Here is a 23,467-nt window from a genome sequence, read left to right on the forward strand (position 1 = left end):
CGGCGCGGGAAGAGTCAGTTCTGGACGGGAAGCGCTCCGGCGCGTTTTTCGGCCTCGAAGGAGGCCTTGGCGTCGGCATAGGCTTCCTGCCGGGCCACGCTCCAGTAGCGCAGCTCGTCCAGCGGAATGTGTTTGCCGGTGATCGCGCAGACCACGTAGTTGCCATGCGTGACGATCTGGAAATCGCCGTCCAGATACTTCACCCTGGCTTCCCTCGGGCCTCCCACGTCGATCCGGTTCATGCGCTGTCTCCTGCGTTTACCCCTTTGCAATAACGCCGCCAGAAGCCGATTGCCAGCCATTTTTGTCCCCGCCATGCTCTCGTCGCCTCATGCGCGCCCGAACAGCCGCTCGATATCGGCGAGCTTCAGCTCGATGTAGGTGGGGCGTCCGTGATTGCACTGGCCGGAACCGGGCGTGGCTTCCATCTGGCGCAGGAGCGCGTTCATTTCCTCAGGCCGCAGCCGGCGCCCGGAGCGCACCGAGCCGTGGCAGGCCATCGTCGCGGCGACGTAATCCAGCTTTCCGCCGAGCGTCGCCGCTGCGTCCCATTCCGCGATCTCGTCGGCGAGCTGGCGCACCAGCCCCGTCGCATCCGTCTCGCCCAGCATGGCGGGCGTCTCGCGAACGGCGATGGCGCCCGGCCCGAAGCGCTCGATGGCGAGGCCCATGCGGTCGAACTCTTCGGCATGGTCCATCAGCCGGTCGCAATCCTCTTCCGGCAGGTCGACGATTTCGGGAATGAGAAGCGCCTGCGATGGCACGCGCCGGTCGGCGAGCCCCTTGCGCAGGGCCTCGAAGACGAGCCGTTCGTGGGCGGCGTGCTGGTCGACGATCACCAGCCCGTCCGCCGTCTGGGCGACGATGTAGTTTTCATGGACCTGGGCGCGGGCCGCCCCCAGCGGAAAGGCCTGCGCCTCCTCCGTCTTCGCGGCCGGTGCGGGAGCCGGTGCCTCGCCGGGTTCCATCCGGGCCGAAGGCTCCGAAAGCCCGTCGAAGCTGTTCTGGCGCAGGGGCGCCGCAGTGACGAAGTCCAGAGGGCGGGACGGCGAGGCGGCCGGCGCCCAGCGCTGCGCCGGGGCGGTGTGGCGCGGCGAGAAACCCGGCCGGAACGAGGAGAGCATGTGGCTGGCGCCGCGCGTCGAGGCGCGGTCGCCCTCGCGCTGGAGCGCCTCGCGGATCGCGCCGATGATCAGGCCGCGGATCAGGCCGGGATCGCGGAAGCGCACGTCCGACTTGGCCGGATGGACGTTAACGTCCACCAGGGCCGGATCGAGCGCCAGCGACAGCACGGCGACCGGATAGCGCCCCTGCGGGATGGTCTCGGCATAGGCCGCCCGCAGCGCCGACATGATGAGCTTGTCGGCCACCGGCCGGCCGTTGACGAAAGCGTATTGATGGGCGGAATTGCCCCGGTTGAAGGTCGGCAGCCCGGCGTGGCCGGTCAGGCTCACGCCCTCGCGTTCGGCGTCGATCTCGATGGCGTTGTCGCGGAAATCCTCGCCGAGAACCTGCGCGATCCGGGCCAGCCTGTCGGCGCCGGTGGCCGGAAATTCCAGTGTCTGCCGGTCGGTGCCGGACAGTACGAAGCGGATGGCGGGAAAGGCGATGGCCATGCGCTTGACGATTTCGGTGATCGCCCCCGCTTCGGCCCGTTCGGTCTTCAGGAATTTCAGCCGCGCCGGCGTGGCGTAGAAAAGGTCGCGCACCTCGACCACCGTGCCCGGATTGGCCGGGGCGGGGCGAACGTCCGAGACCGAACCGCCGGCGACGGTGACGGACGCGCCGGTCGCCGCGCCCGGCGGACGGCTGGTGATGGTCAGCTTGGCCACAGAGCCGATGGAGGGCAGGGCCTCGCCGCGAAAGCCGAGCGTGCGGATGTCGTCGAGGTGGGTGGCGATCTTCGAGGTGCAATGCCGCTGCACGGCCAGCGCCAGGTCGCGTTCGTCCATGCCCGCGCCGTTGTCGGTCACGCGCAGCAACGCCTTGCCGCCGCCGGCGGTGGCGATCTCGATTCGCGAGGCACCGGCGTCGATGGCGTTCTCGATCAGCTCCTTCGCGGCGCTCGCGGGGCGTTCGATGACCTCGCCGGCGGCGATCTGGTTGATGAGCGTTTCGGGAAGGAGATGGATGTTCATGGAACCATTTTCCCGGATTCGCGCGGCCATGAAAAGGCGGGCGCTCTTTTTTGACGGGGAAATGTGCAAGTCGCGCTTTATTAATGTCAATTTAAGACAAATTTTCTACGGTCGGCCGGTCTGAAATGACACGGGAATTCGGTTTTCGATCCGATGTGCGATGACGGCAGGCCGGTCCGTCACCTCCAGGCACGATCCTGTTCAGCATCTTTCCCCGGCATGATCGCGGCAATTGCGCCCTGACCCGTCCGCCACGGCCGGCGTCCGGGCCGACCCTCCGTTTGAGGGACGAGGATGTATCGACGGTCTCGCCCTCGTACATTCGAAAAAGGGGGAGCGATGGAGAATGTTGCGTCCTGCGACGCGAGCATTCAGACGGCAGTGCTTGAGACCCTCAGCGAAGGGCTCGCCGCCGCCATCCTGATCTATGACCGAAACGATCTGCTCGTATTCGCCAGCCATTCCATCCAGCAGTTCTTTCCGGTGCCGGCCAGCGCCTTTTCCGCCGGCAGGCGTCTCAGGGATTTTCTGGGCGCCGTCTACGACAGCGGCGCATGCTTCGCTAACGGCGTGCCGCCCGACCGGACCGGCGGCCGCGAGGGCTGGCTTTCCGCCCAGATCGCCCGCCACTGGAAGGAGCGGTCCGACAATGTCGAGCGCTTCGGGCAGGACCGCTGGGTCCGCAATGTCACCCGCCGCCTGCCCACGGGCTACGGCATATGCCTGATCCGCGACGTCAGCGAGGAAACGAAGCGCGAGAACCAGCAGCGCATCGATCTGGAACGGGTGCAGCTGACCGAGGACATTCTCGACAGCCTGCCGTTCCCGATCTCGGTCAAGGATCGCAACCTCACCTACGCGGCCGTCAACCGCGCCATGTGCAGGCTCTTCCGGCGCGAGCCGGAGGACATCATCGGCCGCACCGACCGGGATATCCAGCCGCCGCATGTGGCCGCGGCTTTCGAGGCCAGCGACCGGCGGGTCATGGATACCGGCGCACCGCTGCATTTCACCGAGCGCGTGAAGGACGACGCGGGCGATGATGCCCTTCTCTTCACGCAGAAATGGCGGGTCGGAAAGCCGGGCCGTTCCTTCCTCGTCACCGTCACGCAGGATATCACCGATCTGGCGGAGGCGCCCGCCAGCGAGGGGCCGGCGGTGGTGCGCAATGGCGGCCAGCCCGTCCGCGCCCTTAATTACCAAACGCTCCAGGCCCTGCCGGGACAGCGCATCCTGCTCGTGACCGCCGACGGCGGCCTCGAAGCGCGCGCCCTGCGCGTTCTCTCCCGGCTCGGCTTCGATTCCTGCTCCGTGCGCAACGGCCGGGAATTGTCGGCGTTTCTCGATGTCGCCCGCTCGTCCCATGTGCATATCGATCTCATCGTGCTGGACAGCGACATGGATGTCGCCTGCCTCGAACTGGCGGAACGTCACGGTGTTGAGACGCTGGCGCTGGATGGCTGGCAGATCGCCAACGAACTGGCCTTTTCCATCGCCCGCGTGCTGAAGCCGCGCGACGCCGAGGCGCGCAAGGCCGATCCGCAGGAGCTTGAGGCGGCGCATGTCGTTGCCGGCAAGCCGCCCGTTCCCGAGCCGCCCGCCCCCTCGCTCGACGTGCTGGTGGTGGAGGATAACGACATCAACCGCATTGTCTTCTCCCAGATCCTGGACGGGCTCGGCTATTCCCACGTCATCGCCACCAGCGGCGAGGAGGCGCTGCGCCTGTGGCAGGAGCATGCGCCGCGCATCGTCCTTCTGGACACGACCCTGCCCGACATGCCGGGCGGCGAGGTGGCGCGCCGCATCCGCCGGCAGGAGACTGTCGACGGCGGCCGCGTGCCGATCGTCGGCGTGCTGGCGCGCGCCACCGATGGCGACCGTGAGACCTGCCTGCTCGACGGCATGGACGAAGTGATGATGAAGCCCATCAGTCCAGACATGCTCGAAGGCGTCATCCGCCGCTTCTTCGTGGAAGGCATGACCGGCGTCGCGCTCTGACGGCGCCGGCCTTTCGCCGTCCTTCGATCAGACGAAGACGTGCGAGCCCATTTCCACCACGCGATTCGCCGGCAGGCGGAAATAGTCGGAAGGGTCGGCGGCATTGTTGGCCAGCACGATGAACAGGCGGTTCTGCCAGCGCGGCATGGCCGATTTCGGATCCGGCATCAGCTTGCGGCGTCCAAGGTAGAAGGACGTGGACATGATGTCGAACTTCAGCCCGCTCTTGCGCAACTGGCCGAGCGCCTGCGACACGTTCTGGGTTTCCATGTAGCCGAAGCGCAGCTCGATGCGGCTGAATCGCTCCGATATCGTCTCGATGACGAAGGGCGCTTCCGCACCGATGCGCGGAACGTTCAGCGTGCGGATCGTCAAGATGACGTTGCGGCTGTGCAGGACGTGGTTGTGCTTGAGGTTGTGCAGCAGGGCGGCGGGCGTGTATTCCGGGTCGGAGGTCAGGAAGATCGCGGTGCCGGGCACCAGCGTCGGGGCGTTCTCGCCCGGGCGCTCCAGCGTGGCGACGAAGCTTTCCAGCGGCACGTCCGTGCGGCGGGTCTTCGCCATCAGGATGGCGGTGCCGCGCCGCCAGCTCACCATCAGAACGGTGAAGCCGCCGGCGAACAGGACCGGAATATAGCCGCCGTCGTGGATCTTGAACATGTTGGCGCCGAGGAAGACCAGTTCGAGCGCCATGAACGGGGAGAGCGCCAGAAGGGCGAGAGACCGCGGCCAGCGCCAGACGGTGCGCAGGAACTGGAAGAAGAGCACGGTCGTCACCACCATCGCCCCGGTGACGGAAATGCCGTAGGCGGTGGCGAGCTTTTCCGAACTGCCGAAGCTCAGCACCAGCCCCATCACGCCGGCCATCAGCAGGGCGTTGACCGCCGGCAGGAAGATCTGCCCGGTATTGGTTTCCGAGGTGAAGAGGATGCTCATGCGCGGCAGGAAGCCGAGATGGATCGCCTGGCTGACCAGCGAGAACGCCCCGGTGATGACGGCCTGGCTGGCGATCACCGTCGCGATGGTCGCGAGGATGACGACCGGCAGGATGCTCCATTCGGGAAACATCAGGAAGAACGGATCGGAGACCGCTTCGGGATGGCGCAGCACCATCGCGCCCTGGCCGAGATAGTTCAGCGTCAGGGCGGGGAAGACCAGCACGAACCAGGCGAGCTGGATCGGCGCGCGGCCGAAGTGGCCGAGGTCGGCATAGAGCGCCTCGGCGCCGGTCACGGTCAGGAAGACGGCGCCGAGGACGACGATGCCGAGCCAGCCTTCGGTCATCATGAAGGTGATGGCGTGCAGCGGGTTGAAGGCGGCCAGGATGCCGTAGTCGTCGGAAATGTGCAGGATGCCGCCGAGCGCCATGACGATGAACCAGAGCGCCGTGATCGGGCCGAAGAAAGCGGCAAGCGCGCCGGTGCCGCGCGACTGCATCACGAACAGCCCGACGAGGATCGCAAGCGCGATCGGCACGATGTAGCTCTCCGTGGCCGGATAGACGATCTTCAGGCCCTCGACGGCGGACAGCACGGAGAGCGCCGGCGTGATCATCGCGTCGCCGAGGAAGAGGGCCGCGCCGATCAGGCCCAGCACCATCAGCAGCGTGCCGTGGGGCGCATGCTTCTTCATCAGCAGCGCCAGAAGCGACAGCGTGCCGCCTTCGCCCGCATTGTCGGCGCGAAGCAGCAGGAGAACGTATTTGACGGTGACGATGATCGTCAGCGACCAGATGATCAGCGAGGTGAGGCTGATGATCTCCTCGCGCACCAGCCCGTCGTGGGAGATGGGCTTCAGCGCCTCGCGAAAGGCGTAGAGCGGGCTCGTGCCGATGTCGCCGTAGACGATTCCGACGGAACCGAGCGCCAGCGCGAGAAACGCGCGCAGGTCGCCCTTGCCGCCGTTCTCGGAAGAAGCATTGCGTGTCTGCATGTAGGATCAGGCTCCTGGGGCTTGTCCGGCGCGCGGGCGGAACGCGGTTGTGCGTCCGGACATGCGTAAAAACGAGAAATGAGAGCGTTCGGGGCGATTCCGCGAACCGCCGGACCGCGCCGGAGCCGGCCTTTCCGGCGAAAGACGAAAAGGAAAACGGCTGCGCAGACCGGTGTCGGCGCCGGCAGGGGAGGGTGGCGGTTTCCCGCAAGGAGGCCGCATCGCGGCGTCACTCGCGCCATAGGCAATGGTCAAGCGTTTCGAAGCTCCGCGTCTGCCCGGGCAGACGGGATTCATACGGCTTTTCCGGGGGCGAGGGAAGCCCCCTGCCGGAAGGGCCTATTCGAAGACGATGGCCGGCGGCGGCGCGATCCTGCGGCCGGCAAGGGCGGCCTGAACGCGCTCGGCGATCGCCAGGTAGGTCTTTGCCTGCTCGCCCTCCGGATCGGCGACGACCACCGGTGTGCCGGCGTCGGAAAGCGCGCGGATCGACATGGTGAGCGGCACTTCGCCGAGGAAGGGCACGCCGATGCGTTCGGCTTCCGACCGCGCGCCGCCGTGGCCGAAGATATCGTAGCGGTGGCCGGTGTCCGGCGCGATGAAGTAGCTCATGTTCTCGACGATGCCGAGCACCGGGATCTGCACCTTGTTGAACATGGTGATGCCCTTGCGGGCGTCGAGCAGCGCCAGGTCCTGCGGCGTCGAGACGATGACCGCGCCGGCCAGCGGAACCTGCTGGGCCATCGTGAGCTGGACGTCGCCGGTGCCGGGCGGCATGTCCACCACCAGAATGTCGAGATCGCCCCAGGCCACCTCGCGCAGCATTTGCAGGAGGGCCGACTGCACCATCGGCCCGCGCCAGATCATCGCCGCTTCCTCGTCTACCAGGAAGCCCATCGACATGACCTTGAGGCCGTAATTCTCCATCGGCACGATGATGCGGCCGTCGATCTGGCGCGGCCGGCCCGAAATGCCCATCAGCCGGGGCAGGGAAGGGCCGTAGATGTCGGCGTCGAGAATGCCGACCTTCAGGCCGTGCGCCTTCAGGGCGAGCGCCAGATTGACCGCGGTAGTCGACTTGCCGACGCCGCCCTTGCCGGAGGCGACGGCGATGATGCTGGCGATGCCGGGAATGCCGGGCTTTGCCGGAGCGGCGGGCCGATGCGGGGCGGGCGCGGCCGGCGGCGCCGGGCGTGCGGGCGCGGCGCCGGCAGGGGCCGCCTTGCGGTCCGCCGTCAGCGCCACCACCGCGCCGCGCACGCCCGGCAGCGCCTTGACGGCGTTTTCGGCGGCGATGCGCAATGGTTCCAGTTCGCGGGCCTTTTCCGCCGGCACGGTGATCGAGAAATAGACCTTGCCGTCGGAAATGAAGATGTCCGAGACGAGCCCGCCGGTCAGGATGTCGGCCTTCGAGCCGGGAATGGCGATTCGGGAAAGCGCCGCGCGCACCTGGTCGCTGGTAATGTCAGCCATTTCGTTCTGCCTGTCTCATTCGCACTGTGCCGCCGCCAGAGGTGGGGGCCGGTCCGGGCAAGCTGTAACGGTACGGCAGGATGCGTCAATGGCAAATTTGTGCGGAAGGCGCCGCGACCGGGCCGGTATGGCTGCGGTCAAAAAACGAACCGCCGCTTCCGGCAGGCGTATCATACACCCTCGAAAGCGGCGGTTCGGTGTCCGTATCTCTAGGTGGATACGTGTTGACGTCCCCTCTGGACCTGCCGATTAACATGCAGGATGCGTGCCAGTTTCGAGGGTGTGTCAAAAAATGTTTCGAATCAATATATTATTGTCTTTCTTCTGATGAGTGTATGTCGTCGTTCCCTTGACTGCTTAGTTTTTGTGCGGTGCAAACCTTCAAATCGGGCCGATGACCAAAAAATATTCTCCGCGCATTACTTCAGGATATTGAGCCGCATGGCCTTGGCGACCGCCTGGGCACGGTTCACGGCGTCGAGCTTGCGGGTGGCGCGGTTGAGGTAGTGATTGACGGTATGTTCCGAGAGGCCGAGGATTTCGGCGATCTCCGCGCTGGTCTTGCCGGCGGAGGTCCAGACCAGGCAGGCGACCTCGCGCTCGGTCAGCAGCTCGCGGGCCGGCGTGTCCCTGCGCTCGATTTTCTGAAGCTGGTCGTAGACGGCGATGCTGATCCAGCACAATTCCACGAGGTCGAGGGGCCTCGGCGGCGTTTCGCCGGAAAAGGCGATGGCGCCGAGCGCGCCGAAGGAGCCATGCACCGGGAACCATAGCCCGTGGCGCATGCCGAAGCTTTCGAACAGCGCGCCGTGTTCGCCCGCGGTCCGCGCGTCGAAGTGGAAAGGCCGCGTGGACTGGCGCAACTGCCGGAAAACCGGGCTGTGCGGCAGCAGCTCCTTGCGATCGTACTGGTTCAGAAGGTCCGTCGGCCAGTTGGTGATGAGCGTGCAGGCCGAAAGCTCGCTCGAGAATTCCGTCGGCCGGGCCATGACCATGAATGCCTTCATCCGACGGTCTTCGGTCAGGCGCTTCAGGAAACGGAAAACGTCGAACTGGGTTTCCAGCCCGGAAATTTCCGTCGTCGCTTTCTCCAGCCGTGCTGCGATAGCGTTATCGTCAGCGAAATCCATCAGGGTCGCACTTCTATAATCGTTCGCTTGTCGATTGGCCTTCGGAAAGAAGAGGCCGGCGGCGATGTCGCTGCCCTCGGGCGACGGGAGACGGTATCCGCCGACGGGCGGGCGGCAGAGTTTGCGCTGACGGGCTGGCCGGCAAATCCGTTTTCTGCAAACGGGACGGGACGCACGGTGCCATGCGGGCGCGGCGAAGGGTGAGGCACTTGTTCGCGAATGCCAAGCAGCGACGTGTATTTTACGGTTAACTTGGGGGTTTCCGGTCTTTCTGGCCCCGCTGGCGGCCATTTGCGCCGGCCCTACCGTTCTCTCCCGCCGCCCGCCATCTGCGCCGGATGCGATGCCGGTTCCGTCTTCGGGCAGAAATTTTTTTGGGAACGATCCTCTCGGACAGCCATTTCCCCCTTGTATCCAGTCGAGACCGGAGGGTGACAAATCACCTCGGTGAACTTGAAACATGGAGATTAAGAGATGTCCAAGACCCTGAAAATGATGACGACCGCCATTCTGCTTGGCTCGGCTGCTGCTGCACCGGTTGCCTATGCCCAGATGACGCCTGCGCCCTCGCAGGGGGCAGAAGACACCTCGCCCTCGGCCACGCCGACCCAGCCGGGCGCCGTGCCTGACGTGATGCCGTCCGCCCCGGCCACCCCGGGCGATTCCGCGGCCACGACCACGGAGACGCCGGGCAGCTACCTGACCGGCCAGGAGCCGGGCCAGATCGCCGCCACCAGCTATATCGGCCAGACGGTTCACAACAGCGCCGATGAGAGCATCGGCAAGGTGACGGACCTGATTCTCGATGGCGACCAGCGCGTGGTTGCCGCCGTGATTGGCGTGGGTGGTTTCCTCGGCATCGGCGAAAAGAATGTCGCCGTCCCGATCGACAGCATCGAGGCCGTTCGCGATCCGGAAAACGGTTCGCTGAAGCTGACGACGCTCGAAACCGCGGAAACGCTTCAGGCCGCACCGGAATTCAAGGCCGTGGTGACGCAGTAACCCCCATCGGCATGGCGCACGCCAAGTCGATACGATGGAAGGCCGGCATGACGCCGGCCTTTTTTCGTCAGTCCATTCTGTCGAGGGGGCGGACGTCCAGATTGTGGCGTTCCAGATAGGCGAGCGTCGCGGCGGCGTCGACGGGTTTGCCGAACAGGTAGCCCTGCCCGTAGCGGCAGCCGAGTGCCTTGAGCATGTCCGCTTCCGTTTGCGTCTCGATGCCTTCGGCCACCACGGCCAGGTCCAGCCCGTCGCACATGGCGATGATGGCGCGGATGATGTGCTCGCTCGCGCGGTCGGTCGCAATGCGCGAGACGAAGGCGCGGTCGATCTTGACCTTGTCGAAGGTGAAGTCGCGCAGGCGGCCGAGGCTCGACTGACCGGTGCCGAAATCGTCCAGCGAGATGCGCACGCCGGCCGAGCGCAGTTCCTCGATGATTCGATGCGCCGTGTCGGCGCTGGTCATCACGGCGGTTTCGGTGATTTCCAGCTCCAGCCGATTCGGGTCGAGGCCGACCCGCCGCAGGGTGGAGAGAATGTTCGCCGCCGTGCCCGGGTCCATGAGCTGCGCCGACGACAGGTTGAACGACAGGAACAGGTCCCGCGGCCAGGAGAGGGCGGCCTCCGCGGCCTTGCGCAGCAGCGTTTCGGACAGCGTGTCGATGAAGCCGCGTTCTTCCGCCAGCGGCACGAAGACGCCGGGCGAGACGAAGCCCAGATCCTTGTCGATCCAGCGCGCCAGCGCCTCGAAGCCCGTGGGCACGCCGTCGGCAATGCGGACGATCGGCTGGAAATGCACGTCGACGGCATCGGCGATGATGGCGTTGCGCAGCGTCTGTTCCAGTTGCGTGGCGCGCTTCATTTCCAGCGCGATCTCGTGCGAATAGACGGTGATCTGGCCGCGCCCGCGCCGCTTGGAGCGATAAAGCGCGGTCTCCGCGCTCTTCAGCAGGTCCTCGAACTCCTCTCCGGCGAACGGATAGACGGCAAAGCCGAAGGAGGCGGACAGGCGCACATTGCGGTCGCCGAGATCGTAGGGGGCGGACAGCACCTCGCGGATCATCTGCCCGATCTTTTCCGCGCCGGAGCGTTCGAAGATCAGCGGCAGGACGAAGGCGAACTCGTCGCCCTCGTGGCGCGTGACGATGGCGCCGTCGGGAATGCAGGCTTTCAGCCGGTGGGCCACCTGGCAGAGAATCTCGTCGCCAGCATCGCTGCCGAAGAGGTCGTTGATCGGTTTGAAGCCGTCGAGATTGGCAATGGCGATGGTGAACGGCGCGGGGTCGCTGGCGCGTTCCGCGGCCAGCTGGCGCACCTTGTCGCGCAGCCGGTAGCGGTTGCCCAATCCGGTGAGCGGATCGGTATAGGCCATTGTCTGCAATTCGTGCTGGCTGAGAGAATCAGCCAACGGCGGCAACGCCGACTTCATTCGGAACCTCGTGCTGTCTGGGCCCCGCAAGCATGCGCCCAATCCCTTAAGAATAACGAAACCGGCCACCCGCAGGTGGCTGGGGAAGAGATTCGGAATGCGGAGGAATGTCTTCGTGTTGGGCCGCGCAAGAGCCGTTCAATTGTGGGCAATTTGAGGCGCGAATGAGATTTTTCGGGTCATATGCGTTGATTTGGCACGATATTTGCCTCAAAAATTGACCCTGTGCGCCAAACGGGCGGAAATCTTGGCTTGCAGCGCCTTGCGGTCAAGTGCCGGGTGCGGACGTTAACCTCGTATCAAGGTTAACAGCATATTTCTTGCAGGAGTTTCCGGTGGGTTCCTGTGGGGTACTTGCGTTGTCCGTCAAGCGTAACAAGGATCGCGGCCGTTCCGCGTCTCTCGAGAAATGGCTGTCGCCCGCCGTTTTCGGCGTTGCCGCCTGGCTGGTTTTTCCCTCCGTGGCCGCCAGGGCCGATCTGGCGGCGCTGCTGACGGGCGCCGATGGCGGTGGCTCCGCCTGGCGCATGGTGCTGACGGATTCGCCGGCCGGCTCGCTCCACCGGTCCGAGCTGACGTTCGCCGACCTGTCCAGCGCCCCAGCGCTGGCGGGCAATTCCGGCATCGCCCTGCCGAACGGCGAGCGCATCGCCATGTCGAGCGGCCGCAAGGGCGAAGACGGGGTGACGCCCGACGAGGAGCGCGTCAACCGCTCCGCCAAGAAGGGGCGGGTGATGGCCGTCGAGCAGGTCCGGCCGCCGCGCAGTTTCACGGCGGGCGCGATCAGCGATCAGCGCGCCGGGCTGATTCTCGGCGCCCCGGCCGAAAAGCTGGAGCGCGTCGCCCTCGTCAAGCCGGACGCGGCCCGCAAGGTGGAGGTGGCGACCTTCTATCGCGCCCGCCCCGACGTTCCGGCCACGGCGTTGCCGTCCGCCATCGCCAGCCTCGTCACCAATAACGTGCCCGACAGCCTGGCCACGGCCTATGCGCCGCCCGCTCCCGACTTTGCAAGGGAATCGCCGTTCGACGCCATCCTGCGCGACGAGAGCGCAGGCCGCTTCGTGCCGAAGATCGGCCCGGGGGATCACGCCTGGGCGGCCAGCGTGCTTTCGCCCTCCGTCTTCAGTGCCGCCGAGCAGAAGTGTCTGGCCGAGGGCATTTATTTCGAGGCGCGTGGCGAAACCGTGAAAGGGCAGGCGGCGGTCGCCCAGGTCATTCTCAACCGCGTGCGCAATCCGGCCTATCCGAAGACCATCTGCGGCGTCGTCTACCAGAATGTGGACTGGACCAACGCCTGCCAGTTCTCCTTCGCCTGCGACAAGATCAAGGACGTCGTGACCGAGCCGGACCGCTGGAAGATCGCCCGCGACGTGGCGATGGCCGTCACCGCCGGAAAGATCTGGCTGGCGGAAGTGGGTTCGTCCACCCATTACCACGCCACCTATGTCCGGCCGCGCTGGGCGCGCACCATGAAGAAAATGGGCCGGATCGGCCTTCATGTCTTCTACAGAACCTATGGTGGTGGGTGGATATGATCCGTTCGCGGGCGGCCGGATCGGCCGTTGCGCGCCGATTCTTGCGGAAAGAATGGCCGTTTTGCGGCGTTTGAGACTTAAGTCTATGTTTTTCCCTGTTTAATTTGTGTTGAATCAAGGGCGGTCAATGCCTTGACTATGCGGGCGCTCAAAACTATGGTGCGCCCGACTTCAAAACGGGTAAGAAGGTATCAATCCTTGCCGTTTGCGCGTGCTTGGCAGGCTGAACAGGCGGAGCGGAAATGCCGGAAGACCGGGAAGACAGTCTTGACGAACGTCGCAAGCGCCTGGGTGCAAGCCTGAAGCGCATCAGGACCGACGAGACGATGGAAGCGAAGGCCGAGGCCAGCTCCGAGGAAAGCCGTAAGGGTTTTGCCGTGGCGATGAAGCTCTCGAGCGAGTTCATTTCCGCCATCGTCGTCGGTGCTGCGCTGGGCTGGTTCGTCGACTGGTATTTCGGCTGGACGCCGTGGGGCATGATCTTTTTCCTGCTTCTCGGTTTCTGTGCCGGTGTTTTGAATGTTCTGAGGGCGACGGGCGCCGTGCCGACGAGGCTGGCGGACACCCCGAGGGACAAGACTGACGACAGTAACCGGGACGGCGCATAGGCGCGGTTTCCGGGAAATGGTTCCGCCCTCGGGCGAGCATAGCGAGAGAGGCCTTTCAAGGTGGCAGACGATCCGACCCATCAGTTCGTGGTTTCCCCCATTGTTCCGATCGAAATCGGCGGTATCGATTTCTCCTTCACCAATGCTTCGCTGTTCATGGTGGCCACTGTCGCCTCGGCATCCGCTTTCCTCTATCTGTCGACTGCCCGCCGCGGGCTGATTCCCGGCCGCGCCCAGTCGGTGGCGGAAATGTCCTATGAATTCATCGCCTCGATGCTGCGCGAGGGCGCCGGAACGCAGGGGATGAAGTTCTTTCCCTTCGTGTTCTCCCTCTTCATGTTCGTGCTGACGGCCAATCTTCTCGGCATGGTGCCGTACTTCTTCACCGTCACCAGCCAGATCATCGTCACCTTCGCGCTCGCCCTGCTCGTCATCGGCACCGTCATCGTCTACGGTTTCTACAAGCACGGGACCGGCTTCCTGCATGTCTTCATGCCGCCGGGCGTGCCCGCCGTTCTTCTTCCGCTCGTATCCGCGATCGAGGTCGTGTCCTTCCTCTCGCGTCCGATCAGCCTTTCCGTCCGTCTTTTCGCCAACATGCTCGCCGGCCACATCACGCTCAAGGTGTTCGCGGGCTTCGTCGGCTCGCTTGGTGCGCTGGGCGCACTCGGCGTCGGCGGTGCGATCCTGCCTCTTCTGATGACGGTCGCCATGACCGCTCTCGAGTTCCTGGTTGCTTTCCTGCAGGCCTATGTCTTTGCGGTGCTGACGTGCATGTACCTCAACGACGCCGTGCATGGGGGAAGCCACTAAGGTCCACGTTAGGCGCCGCCGGCATCCCGGTTCGTGCGCCGCACAATCCAGCCGCAACAACCATTCTAAAGGAGTTCTTACATGGAAGCGGAAGCAGCAAAGTTCATCGGCGCAGGTCTGGCTTGCCTTGGCATGGCTGGTACGTCCCTCGCTCTGGGCAACATCTTCGGCAGCTACCTGACCGGTGCCCTGCGTAACCCGTCCGCCGCCGACAGCCAGTTCGGCCGTCTGGTGTTCGGCTTCGCCGTTACGGAAGCTCTGGGCATCTTCTCGCTGCTCGTTGCCCTTCTCCTCCTGTTCGCCGTCTGATTTTTCGGCGGGAGTTCGGATCACGGCCGGCCTGAAGCGCTTGCCGTGATCCTTTGCATCCGAGAATACACCTGGAGGTGAGCATGTTCATCAGCCCGGCATATGCACAAACTGCGCCGGACGAGGGAGCGACGCATACGGAAACCGGTACCGCCCACGAAGGCGCGTCCGGCGTTTTCCCGCCCTTCGACAGCCAGACCTATCCGTCCCAGATCCTGTGGCTGGTCATCACGTTCGGCCTGTTCTACGTGCTCATGCAGAAGGTCATCGCGCCGCGCATCGGCAGCATTCTGGAGCAGCGGCATGACCGTATCGCCCAGGATATCGACGAGGCCGGCCGCCTGAAGGCAGAAGCCGACGCCGCCGTCGAGACCTATGAAAAGGAACTGGCGGAAGCCAGGGCCAAGGCAGGCGAGATTGCCGCCGCCGCCCGCGACGACGCCAAGGCCAAGGCCGATGCCGAGCGCGCAGCGGTGGAAGCCGACCTGACGGCCAAGGTCGCCGCCGCCGAGGCCGGCATCGTCGAAATCAAGACCAAGGCGCTGGCCGAGGTTGGCACCATTGCCGAGGAGACGGCCTCCGCGATCGTCGAACGGCTGATCGGAACCCCGGTTTCCGAAGGCGAGCTGAAGGCAGCCGTCTCTGCCGCCAAGGAGGCCTGATCCCATGACGTTCGATGCAACATTTTTCGCATTCGTCGGCCTCATCCTCTTCTTCGTCCTTCTCGCCTTCCTGAAGGTTCCGGGCAAGGTCGGCAAGTCGCTCGACGAGCGCGCTCAGAAGATTTCCGAGGAACTGGCCGAGGCCAAGCGCCTGCGTGAAGAGGCGCAGCAACTGCTCGCCGAATACCAGCGCAAGCGCAAGGAAGCCGAAGCCGAAGCGGCCGGCATCATCGCCGCCGCCGAACGCGAGGCCACCGCGCTGACCGCCGAGGCCCGTCAGAAGACCGAGGAATTCGTCGTCCGCCGCAATGCGCTGACGGAGCAGAAGATCAAGCAGGCGGAAACGGAAGCGGTCAATGCCGTCCGCGCCGCCGCCGTCGATCTGGCGATCGCCGCCGCCGGCAAGGTTCTCGCCGGCAAGGCCGATGGCGCTGTTCGCGACGAGCTGTTCCGCAATGCTGTCGGCGAGGTGAAGACGCGCCTCAACTGAGACGCCTTCTTTTCGAGGATACAAAGCCGGTTGCGAAAGCAGCCGGCTTTTTCATTGGAGCAATTCCAGGAAAAGTGTGAAGCGGTTTTCCGTTTGGAATTGCGCAAAAACAAAGAGTGAGATCATTTCAACGTTTCCATGAAACGCTGAAATGATCCAGGGGAGCCGGGCCATGCGGGATGAAAAGGCGCTGTACGATCTGGCCGCGGCATTGCGCCGGTTCATGCCCGATCTCTGGCGGGAATGGCACATGCGGGCCGGAAGTCCCCTGCCGTCGCCGCTTTCCACCGATACCTGCGGTCGGACGAGCCTCGTCCTGCAAGGCGTGCTGGCGGATGCCGGCTTTCAGGCCGTCTGGCGTAGCGGCGCGGCCGATGCCGGTTGCGGCTTTTTCGACGGCGCGCGCTGGCGCAGCCATTCATGGATCGAATGCGGGCCGTTCGTCGTGGACATTACGGCCGACCAGTTCGGCGCCGCCCCGGTTGTCGTCGCACTGGTGACGGACGGGCGTTACAGGCCGGGCGGCGGTGATCGCGCCTCCGGGGCGGCCAGGTTGAACCGGCGGCGCTGTGCCGATACGGCCCTGCTGCGCTGGCGACAGGCGGTCGCACCGGGTCGCGAATCGGGCTGACGCGCCTATTCCTTGCGCAGCGGCCGGAAACTCATGCGGTGCAGGGCGCAGGGGCCGGTCTGCTCGATGGCGGCCCGGTGCCCGGCCGTCGGATAGCCCGCATGCTTTTCGAAGCCGTAGGCCGGGAACACGATGCCGGCCCGCGCCATCAGCCGGTCGCGCGTCACCTTGGCCAGAATGGAGGCGGCGGCGATCGAAACGCTGCGCGAATCGCCCTTCACCACCGCCTTGCCCGGCAGCCCGGTTCCCGGCGGAAGGTCCCTGCCGTCCGAAAGAACGAAGCGCGCGGCCACCGGCAGGGAAAGAATCGCGCGCCGCATTGCGTCGAGGCTCGCCTTGCGGATATCGGTTGCATCGATGCGCGCCGGCCCGGACGACGCGATGGAAACCGCAAGTGAGGTTTCGAGGACAAGGCTGAACAGCCGTTCGCGCTGCGCCTGCGAAAGCCGCTTGGAATCGTCGAGGCCGGGCGGGATGTTGTCGGGATCGAGAATGACGGCGGCGGCCACGACCGGCCCGGCAAGAGGGCCGCGGCCTGCCTCGTCCGTCCCGGCGACGGGCCAGCAGCCGAGCGCCTTCGCTTCCAGCTCGAAACTGAAATCGGGACCGGCGGGTTTCACGGCGGCGGGGAGCCCGGCAAGGAGCGGCGGAGAATCGGGGGGCGTGCGGCGTCTCATGCGGTATCAGTCGCACGCTCCCCCGATCTTCTGCAAGAGCCTCCGGCCGCGTGGGACCCATGCGGTGGACCGTGACGCGGCCGGAGGCGGCGGGGCGAGGCGGTGGCGTGCTCGACCCCGAACCGGTCCGGCCGAGGCGGCAGCCGGATCGGACACCGGTCCGCGATGGCGGCGCGGACCGGAATGGCGTGCCTCCCGGAGGGGAGGCGTGAAATGCGCAAGCGGCCTCAGAGCAGCGAAAGCTGCACGCCGCTGCCGTTCGGTGGAACGAAGAGATCGTCGCGCATGTGTATGCCGCGCCGATGCAGTTCCAGCCGCTTGGTGACCAGCTCGAAACGGCGGCTGATCTGCCAGGCATAGGGGCCGGCCCCCTTCATGCGCTTGCCGAATTCGGCGTCGTAATCCTTGCCGCCGCGCATGGAGCGGATCAGCGACATGACGTGCCGGTAGCGATCCGGATAGTTTCGCAGCAGCCAGTCGCGAAACAGCGGGCTGACCTCCAGCGGCAGGCGAAGCAGCACATAGCCGGCCTCGCCCGCGCCCGCCGCCTTGGCGGCTTCGAGGATGCGCTCGATCTCATGGTCGTTGAGCGCCGGGATGACGGGTGCCGCCATGACGCTCACCGGAATGCCGGCGGCGCTCAGCGCCCGGATCGCCTCCAGCCGACGGGCGGGCGTCGAGGCGCGCGGCTCCATCAGCCGGGCGAGCTTGCGGTCGAGCGTCGTCACCGAAATGCCGACCTTGGCAAGCCCCTGCGCGGCCATGCCGGCAAGAATGTCGATGTCGCGCATCACCATCGCGGATTTCGTGACGATGGCGACGGGATGCCGGGCGGCCGCCAGCACTTCGAGGATCTGGCGCATGATGCGCCACTCCTTCTCGATCGGCTGGTAGGGATCGGTATTGGTGCCGATGGCGATGGTGCGCGGCTTGTAGCCGGGTTTCGACAATTCGCGCTCCAGAAGCCGCGCGGCGTCGGGCTTGGCAAACAGCTTCGCTTCGAAATCCAGCCCGGCCGACAGCCCCATATAGCTATGGGTGGGGCGGGCGAAGCAATAGATGCAGCCGTGCTCGCAGCCGCGGTAGGGATTGATGGAGCGGTCGAAGGGAATGTCCGGCGATTCGTTGCGGGTGATGATGGTGCGGGGCTTTTCCACCTGCACCTCGGTGCGGAACGGTTCGAGCGATTCCAGCGTCTGCCAGCCATCGTCGACATCCTCTTTTGCCTGGGGTTCGAAACGGCCGGACGGATTGAGTGCGGCTCCCCGGCCGCGCCGCCGCTCGCCATCGACGCGCAGGCCGGAAGCGTCGATCAGCGCGTCGGCAATATCCGCCGTATTGGCAGGCGCGAATGCGGCCTGCCCTGTCAGGGACGACTGGTTCATGCGGTGGGCTCCGGCGAGGCTTCCTCTGCCTCGATGATTTTATTCCTACCGCTGAAAACGGAACATTGCAAGAACAAAAATGCGGAATTGGCCAATGGTGTTTCAGATGGCGTTTCGGGTTGCGATGCGATAAATGTGACACATGCTGACTGTGCTGATGGAATGCCGCGATCAGGAACCCGAACTCGCCCAGAGCCTTGCCGTGCTTGTCGCCGGCGCGGTGGAGGGGCTGGTCAGCGATGTCGTCGTTCTGGACCACGGTTCGAAGGACGGCAGCGAGCGGGTCGCCGACGCTGCGGGATGCCGCTTCCACAGCGACTGGAACCTGGGCGACGTGCTCGGTACGGTACGCGGCGAATGGCTGCTTTTGATGGAAGCCGGAGCGCGCCCCCAGTTCGGCTGGGTCGACGAGCTGTCCGAATATGTGACGCTCAACCGCGATCCGGCCCGCTTCTCCCCCTCGCGCACCTATCGCCGGCCGTTGCTGAAGCGTCTCATGCAGCCGTCGCCGCCGCTCGAAACCGGCATCGTCCTGTCGCGCAGCCAGGCGCTTTCCGTGGCGCGGGCGGATATGAAACTGTGCGAACTGGCGCGTGGCCTCAAGTCGCGCCGCTTGTCGAGCGAGATGATCCCGGCCTGGGCGGCCCGCAGTCCCCGTTAAAGCTGAAACGCTCTGACGTCAGGGTTTGCGGCGCAGATGCTCGTCGAGCCGCTGCATGATTTCCACGAAATTGCAGGGCGTGTGGCGGTAATCGAGCTGGTCCCGGAGAATGCCGTCCCAGCCGTCCTTGCAGGCGCCGGGCGAGCCGGGCAGGCAGAACACGAAGACCGTGCCGATCAGCCCGGCGGTCGCCCGCGACTGGATCGTCGATGTGCCGATCTTGTCGAAGGAAATGCGGTGGAAGACCTGCGAGAAGCCGTCCATGCGCTTGTCGAACAGCGGTTCCAGCGCGTCCGGCGTCACGTCGCGGCCGGTGAAGCCGGTGCCGCCGGTGGTGATGACGACATCTGCCGTCCCGTTTTCGATCCAGCCGAGCACGGTCGCGCGGATGCGCTCGCGGTCGTCGGGAACGATCGCGCGGGCGGCAAGGCGATGGCCGGCGGCACTGATGCGGTCGGCGAGCGTCTGGCCGGACCTGTCGTCCTCCGGCGTGCGGGTGTCCGAAACGGTCAGCACGGCGATGTCGAGCGGAATGAAGGGGCGCTGCGGGGCGTCGCTCATGTCTCGTCTCCCGAAACGGTGGTCAAGGCCTCGACGAACCAGCCGGGCTGGGCGGTGCGCAGGTTGCGTTCCGCGGCACGCGCCGCCTCACGGCTCTCGTAAAGGCCGAAACAGGTGGCGCCGGAGCCGGACATGCGGCAGAGCTGCGCGCCGGTCAGCCGCAGCAAGGTCTGGATGATGCCGATCTCCGGCACGCATTGCCGCGCCGGAGCTTCCAGATCGTTGCGCTGGCCGGCCAGGAATTCGCTCCAGTCCGGCAGGGAGAACGAGCCGGGCAGGGCATCCATCGGCGGATTGTCGCGCCGGTCGAGCCGGCGGAAGATGTCGGGTGTCGAGACCGGCTTCAGCGGATTGACGAGCAGAAGATGAAGCGAAGGCAGGCTCGGCGCCGGCGTCAGCTTCTCGCCGATGCCGCGGGCGACGGCCGGCCGGCCGGCGAGGCACATGGGTACGTCCGCACCCAGCCGGAGCGCCAGCGCGCCGAGCGCTTCCGCGTCGCTCTCCACGTTCCACAGCCGCATCAGCGCCCTCAGCGTCGCGGCCGCATCCGCCGAACCGCCCCCGATGCCGGCGGCGACGGGCAGGTTCTTTTCCAGATGCAGGGCAACCGGCGGAGCCGCGCCGCCGGCCTCGATAACGGTTGCGCGCAGCAGGTCGCGGGCCTTGAGGGTCAGATTGTTGCCATCCGTTTCCAGCCCGCCGGAAAAGGGGCCCGAGAGCATGAACGCATCCGCGTCCGCGATCCGGGCGCTCACGCGGTCGCCCCGGTCGGCGAAGGTCACGAGACTGTCGATCAGGTGATAACCGTCAGCGCGCTGCCCGATGACGTGCAGCGCGAGATTGATCTTCGCCGGAGCGATTTCGGCCGTCTGGTCCACGGATCGGCTTATTCGGCCGGGGGAACGATCAGGATCTGACCGGGCGCGAGGCGGTTCGGATAGCGTTGCAGCGCCGGATTGGCCCGGATGAGTTCGATGAAGCGGTTTCCGTCGCCATAGACCTTGACGGCGATCTTCCACAGCGTGTCGCCGGGCTCGACCGTGTAGGTATCCTCCGGCGCGCTTTCGGCCTTTTCCTTTTCGGCGGCGAAGGCGGCGCGGGCGGCCGCGGCCTGCGCGACCTCTTCCGGCGTCAGTTCCGGCAGGCCGTTCTTGATCTTTTCCTCGATCTTCGGGATATCGGCCAGTTCCGGGTTCAGCTTGAGGGCGTTCTGCCACTGGAAGCCCGCCTCGAGCCGGCGGCCGACGCGCCAATAGGCATCGCCGAGATGGTCGTTGATCGTCGCGTCGCCGGCGCGCAGCGAGGTGGCGCGCTCCAGTTCCTCGACGGCCTCGTCGAACCGCCCAAGGCGGTAATAGGCCCAGCCGAGGGAATCGACGATATAGCCGTCATCGGGGCGCAACTCGACGGCCTTGCGGATCATCTCCAAGCCCTGGTCGAGATTGCGGTTCATGTCGACCCAGGAATAGCCGAGATAGTTCAGGACCTGCGGCTGGTCGGGGTTGAGTTCCAGCGACTTGAGGAAATTCGGCTCGGCCTTGTCCCATTCCTTGAGGCGCTCGTAGGCGATGCCGCGCTGGAAGAAGATCGACCAGTTCTGCGGCCGGGCGTTGTTGCCGATCACTTCGACGGCCTTGTCGTAGTTCTCGGCCATCGCCTTGTAGTCCTTGGCCTCGGAAAGCACGCTGCCATAGGAAAGATAGCTGCGCAGATCGGTCGGATCGGCCTCGATCAGCGATTTCAGGTGCGAGCGCGCTTCCTCGACCTCGCCCGTCTGGGCGAGCGCCAGGCCGAGTTGCAATTCGGAAACCCGCCGCATCGGCGAGTTTTCCGGCACCTTGCGATAGTACTCGATGGCTTCCGCGGGCCGTTCCAGGTTTTCGGCCAGCCCGCCGAGCAGGATCAGCGTGTCGGCGCTCTGCGGGTCAAGCGCATGCGCGATCTGAAGGTAGAGGCTGACGACGTCCTCGGCACCCGGACGGTTCAGCGCGCCGCCGACAGAAAAGAGAACCGCGCCGGCGCCCTGCGCGGCATCCTTGACCTGCTGTTCCTGCGGCTCGTCCTGCTCGATGGCCGAGCGCAGCGCCTTCAGCGGTGCGTAATTGGAAATGACGGCCTCGCCGGCGGAGATGCTGTCGAGCGCCTTCTGCTTGTTGCCGGCGGCGGCTTCGAGCCGCGCCAGCGCCATGACGGAGCGCATGAACGTATCCGGCGCCGTGCCGGCGCCTTCGCGGTCCGTCACCGCCGCTGTCAGGAAACGGCGCGCCTTGTTCTGGTCGCCGGCCACGATGGCGATCGCGCCCGCATGGTAGTTGCGGAACAGGGCGTACCAGTCCGGCCCGCGCAGTCTTTCGAGCTGGGTGAGCGCTTCCGCGCCCTTGCCGGCGCCGGTCATGGACCATGCGGCCAGCAGGGAATTCATCAGCCGGTCGAGATCGTTCGGTCCGTTATATTTGAGGATCGCGTCGGCGGCGGCATAGTCCTTGCGGCGGATGGCGTCGGTCGCGCGCACCACGGTTGTCACGCGCTCGAAGGCCTTGCCGGTCTTCAGTTCCTCGGCGAGCTTGGCGCCTTCCTCGAAATCGCCGCTCATCAGCAGCGTGAACATCAGCCGTTCGCGGATCTCGACATGGCCCGGCTCGAAGGCCAGCGCTTTCCTGTAAAGCGCGGCGGCCATCTTGTAGTCCTTGTCGGTGTCGGCATTGCCGGCGGCCAGCAGCGCGCCCGAGAAGCTGTTGATGCTGTCGGGATCGAAGGTGCCGGTTTCGACCGTTTCCGGCTTCTCTTCCTGGGCATGGGCGGGAAGAGAGGTGAAACCGACAAGCAGGGCGAGCGCCGTACCGGACAACAAGCGAATGGCGGAACCTTGCCGCATGGAAAAGCCTTTCATCAGAAGTCACCGGCTGGTGCCGGGCGGACAGAACGGATTTCCGCAAGCCGAGTCATTCATACGCAGGATGGCTTTTTTGTAGCGATGCCGCAAGAAATCCGTTTTTCCATATCCTCAATTTACGCGGCCGATGCAGAAGTCGATCACTTCCATCATTGCGTCCTTGTGGGCCCCGTCGGGCAGCGGCGCCAGTGCGTCGCGGGCGATGGCGCCATAATGCTCGGCGCGGGCGATGGTGTCCGTCAGGCCGCTGTAGCGGGTGATCAGCCCGAGCGCCTTTTCGAGATTCTCGTCGCTGGTCTCGCCGTTCTCGATGGCCTTGCGCCAGAAACTGCGGTCCTCGGCCGTGCCGCGCCGCCAGGCAAGGATGATCGGCAGCGTGATCTTGCCCTCGCGGAAATCGTCGCCGACATTCTTGCCGAGGTCGGCGGCCTTGCCGCCATAGTCCAGGACGTCGTCGACGAGCTGGAAGGCGAGGCCGAGATTCATGCCGTAGGATTTCAGCGCGTTGCGGGTCGAGCGGTCGGTGCCGGCGATGATCGGGCCGACTTCCGCCGCCGCGGCGAACAGCGCCGCCGTCTTGGCGCGGATGACGGAGAGATAGTCGTCCTCGGTCGTTTCCATCTTCTTGGCGACGGAAAGCTGGAGCACCTCGCCCTCGGCGATGACGGCCGACGCGGTGGAAAGCACGTCGAGCGCGTCGAGCGAGCCGACATCGACCATCATGCGGAAGGCCTGGCCGAGCAGGAAGTCGCCGACGAGCACGCTCGCCTGGTTGCCCCAGATGGTGCGGGCGGTGGACTTGCCGCGCCGCAGGTCGCTTTCGTCCACCACGTCGTCATGCAGGAGCGTGGCGGTGTGGAGGAATTCGACGCTGGTCGCCAGCTTGATGTGGCCCTCGCCCTGATAGCCGAACATGGCGGCGGAGGCGAGCGTCAGCATCGGGCGCAGCCGCTTGCCGCCGGAGGAGATCAGGTGATTCGCCACTTCGGGGATCATCTGCACGTCGGAACCGGCCCTGGACAGGATGAGCTGGTTCACGCGCTCCATGTCCGGCCGCGTCAGGTCGACGAGGGGCTTGACCGAAGCCTGTTTGTTCTTGCCGTCTTCAAGCGGTATCACGACGCCCAAGGATGAAACTCC

Annotated in this window: 21 protein-coding genes and 1 pseudogene; 10 read left to right on the plus strand and 12 right to left on the minus strand. The window is 65.5% G+C overall.

Going from position 1 to position 23,467, the window contains the following annotated elements; translation table 11 throughout:
* Positions 1 to 14: 14 nt before the first annotated feature.
* Positions 15 to 242, minus strand: a complete 228-nt coding sequence (locus NOF55_RS04240; protein ID WP_306410054.1) for a DUF2093 domain-containing protein — start codon at positions 240 to 242, stop codon at positions 15 to 17.
* Between the two features lie 87 nt (positions 243 to 329).
* Positions 330 to 2,138: a DNA mismatch repair endonuclease MutL gene (gene mutL, locus NOF55_RS04245; protein ID WP_306410055.1), complete on the minus strand. Its 1,809-nt coding sequence runs from the start codon at positions 2,136 to 2,138 to the stop codon at positions 330 to 332.
* Positions 2,139 to 2,519: 381 nt separating this feature from the next.
* Here mutL and NOF55_RS04250 point away from each other — a divergent pair, with 381 nt between their 5' ends.
* Positions 2,520 to 4,136: a response regulator gene (locus NOF55_RS04250; protein WP_306410056.1), complete on the plus strand. Its 1,617-nt coding sequence runs from the start codon at positions 2,520 to 2,522 to the stop codon at positions 4,134 to 4,136.
* A gap of 27 nt (positions 4,137 to 4,163) precedes the next feature.
* Here NOF55_RS04250 and NOF55_RS04255 read toward each other — a convergent pair whose 3' ends face one another.
* The 3 genes from NOF55_RS04255 to NOF55_RS04265 all read right to left on the minus strand — a co-directional run bounded on the left by NOF55_RS04255 (position 4,164) and on the right by NOF55_RS04265 (position 8,671).
* Positions 4,164 to 6,068, minus strand: coding sequence for a potassium transporter Kup (locus tag NOF55_RS04255; RefSeq protein ID WP_306410057.1), 1,905 nt, complete (start codon positions 6,066 to 6,068; stop codon positions 4,164 to 4,166).
* A 339-nt stretch (positions 6,069 to 6,407) separates the two neighbouring features.
* A complete protein-coding gene (gene apbC, locus NOF55_RS04260; RefSeq protein WP_306410058.1) occupies positions 6,408 to 7,541 on the minus strand; it encodes an iron-sulfur cluster carrier protein ApbC in 1,134 nt (377 codons plus the stop codon).
* A 419-nt stretch (positions 7,542 to 7,960) separates the two neighbouring features.
* Complete coding sequence (locus NOF55_RS04265) at positions 7,961 to 8,671, minus strand: LuxR family transcriptional regulator (RefSeq protein WP_306410059.1); 711 nt, start codon at positions 8,669 to 8,671, stop codon at positions 7,961 to 7,963.
* A gap of 474 nt (positions 8,672 to 9,145) precedes the next feature.
* Here NOF55_RS04265 and NOF55_RS04270 point away from each other — a divergent pair, with 474 nt between their 5' ends.
* A complete protein-coding gene (locus NOF55_RS04270) occupies positions 9,146 to 9,673 on the plus strand; it encodes a PRC-barrel domain-containing protein (RefSeq protein WP_306410060.1) in 528 nt (175 codons plus the stop codon).
* Positions 9,674 to 9,740: 67 nt separating this feature from the next.
* On the opposite strand, the gene NOF55_RS04275 is transcribed toward NOF55_RS04270, so the two are convergent.
* Positions 9,741 to 11,102 carry a putative bifunctional diguanylate cyclase/phosphodiesterase gene (locus tag NOF55_RS04275; protein ID WP_306410061.1) on the minus strand — a complete coding sequence of 454 codons (1,362 nt, stop codon included), beginning with the start codon at positions 11,100 to 11,102 and terminating at the stop codon, positions 9,741 to 9,743.
* A gap of 359 nt (positions 11,103 to 11,461) precedes the next feature.
* Here NOF55_RS04275 and NOF55_RS04280 point away from each other — a divergent pair, with 359 nt between their 5' ends.
* The 7 genes from NOF55_RS04280 to NOF55_RS04310 all read left to right on the plus strand — a co-directional run bounded on the left by NOF55_RS04280 (position 11,462) and on the right by NOF55_RS04310 (position 16,150).
* Positions 11,462 to 12,637, plus strand: a complete 1,176-nt coding sequence (locus NOF55_RS04280; protein WP_306410062.1) for a cell wall hydrolase — start codon at positions 11,462 to 11,464, stop codon at positions 12,635 to 12,637.
* A 242-nt stretch (positions 12,638 to 12,879) separates the two neighbouring features.
* Complete coding sequence (locus NOF55_RS04285) at positions 12,880 to 13,245, plus strand: AtpZ/AtpI family protein (RefSeq protein WP_306410063.1); 366 nt, start codon at positions 12,880 to 12,882, stop codon at positions 13,243 to 13,245.
* A gap of 60 nt (positions 13,246 to 13,305) precedes the next feature.
* The gene (locus tag NOF55_RS04290; protein WP_306410064.1) at positions 13,306 to 14,058 is read left to right on the plus strand and encodes a F0F1 ATP synthase subunit A; all 753 of its coding nucleotides are present in this window, start codon (positions 13,306 to 13,308) and stop codon (positions 14,056 to 14,058) included.
* A gap of 81 nt (positions 14,059 to 14,139) precedes the next feature.
* The gene (locus NOF55_RS04295; RefSeq protein WP_183793373.1) at positions 14,140 to 14,367 is read left to right on the plus strand and encodes a F0F1 ATP synthase subunit C; all 228 of its coding nucleotides are present in this window, start codon (positions 14,140 to 14,142) and stop codon (positions 14,365 to 14,367) included.
* An 83-nt stretch (positions 14,368 to 14,450) separates the two neighbouring features.
* The gene (locus NOF55_RS04300) at positions 14,451 to 15,029 is read left to right on the plus strand and encodes a F0F1 ATP synthase subunit B (protein WP_306410065.1); all 579 of its coding nucleotides are present in this window, start codon (positions 14,451 to 14,453) and stop codon (positions 15,027 to 15,029) included.
* A gap of 4 nt (positions 15,030 to 15,033) precedes the next feature.
* Positions 15,034 to 15,519, plus strand: coding sequence for a F0F1 ATP synthase subunit B (locus tag NOF55_RS04305; RefSeq protein WP_306410066.1), 486 nt, complete (start codon positions 15,034 to 15,036; stop codon positions 15,517 to 15,519).
* A 172-nt stretch (positions 15,520 to 15,691) separates the two neighbouring features.
* Positions 15,692 to 16,150 carry a hypothetical protein gene (locus tag NOF55_RS04310; protein ID WP_306410067.1) on the plus strand — a complete coding sequence of 153 codons (459 nt, stop codon included), beginning with the start codon at positions 15,692 to 15,694 and terminating at the stop codon, positions 16,148 to 16,150.
* A gap of 5 nt (positions 16,151 to 16,155) precedes the next feature.
* On the opposite strand, the gene rnhB is transcribed toward NOF55_RS04310, so the two are convergent.
* Together rnhB and NOF55_RS04320 are read right to left on the minus strand one after the other, a co-directional pair.
* Complete coding sequence (rnhB, locus tag NOF55_RS04315; RefSeq protein WP_306410068.1) at positions 16,156 to 16,827, minus strand: ribonuclease HII; 672 nt, start codon at positions 16,825 to 16,827, stop codon at positions 16,156 to 16,158.
* Between the two features lie 227 nt (positions 16,828 to 17,054).
* A complete protein-coding gene (locus NOF55_RS04320) occupies positions 17,055 to 18,212 on the minus strand; it encodes a PA0069 family radical SAM protein (RefSeq protein ID WP_306410069.1) in 1,158 nt (385 codons plus the stop codon).
* Between the two features lie 142 nt (positions 18,213 to 18,354).
* On the opposite strand from NOF55_RS04320, the gene NOF55_RS04325 reads away from it, so the two are divergent.
* Positions 18,355 to 18,873, plus strand: a complete 519-nt coding sequence (locus NOF55_RS04325) for a glycosyltransferase family protein (protein WP_306410070.1) — start codon at positions 18,355 to 18,357, stop codon at positions 18,871 to 18,873.
* An 18-nt stretch (positions 18,874 to 18,891) separates the two neighbouring features.
* Here NOF55_RS04325 and moaB read toward each other — a convergent pair whose 3' ends face one another.
* The 4 genes and pseudogenes from moaB to NOF55_RS04345 all read right to left on the minus strand — a co-directional run bounded on the left by moaB (position 18,892) and on the right by NOF55_RS04345 (position 23,455).
* A complete protein-coding gene (moaB, locus tag NOF55_RS04330) occupies positions 18,892 to 19,434 on the minus strand; it encodes a molybdenum cofactor biosynthesis protein B (protein WP_306410071.1) in 543 nt (180 codons plus the stop codon).
* Positions 19,431 to 20,312, minus strand: a complete 882-nt coding sequence (locus NOF55_RS04335) for a 4-(cytidine 5'-diphospho)-2-C-methyl-D-erythritol kinase (RefSeq protein WP_306410072.1) — start codon at positions 20,310 to 20,312, stop codon at positions 19,431 to 19,433. The genes moaB and NOF55_RS04335 overlap by 4 nt, the downstream gene beginning before the upstream one ends.
* Before the next feature lie 176 nt (positions 20,313 to 20,488).
* Positions 20,489 to 22,309, minus strand: a pseudogene (locus NOF55_RS04340) (tetratricopeptide repeat protein); the annotation flags it as partial.
* A gap of 129 nt (positions 22,310 to 22,438) precedes the next feature.
* Positions 22,439 to 23,455 carry a polyprenyl synthetase family protein gene (locus NOF55_RS04345; RefSeq protein ID WP_306410074.1) on the minus strand — a complete coding sequence of 339 codons (1,017 nt, stop codon included), beginning with the start codon at positions 23,453 to 23,455 and terminating at the stop codon, positions 22,439 to 22,441.
* Positions 23,456 to 23,467: the final 12 nt, after the last annotated feature.

Origin of the sequence: Ectorhizobium quercum (genome assembly GCF_026552795.1) — a bacterium.
Lineage (GTDB): Bacteria > Pseudomonadota > Alphaproteobacteria > Rhizobiales > Rhizobiaceae > Ectorhizobium > Ectorhizobium quercum.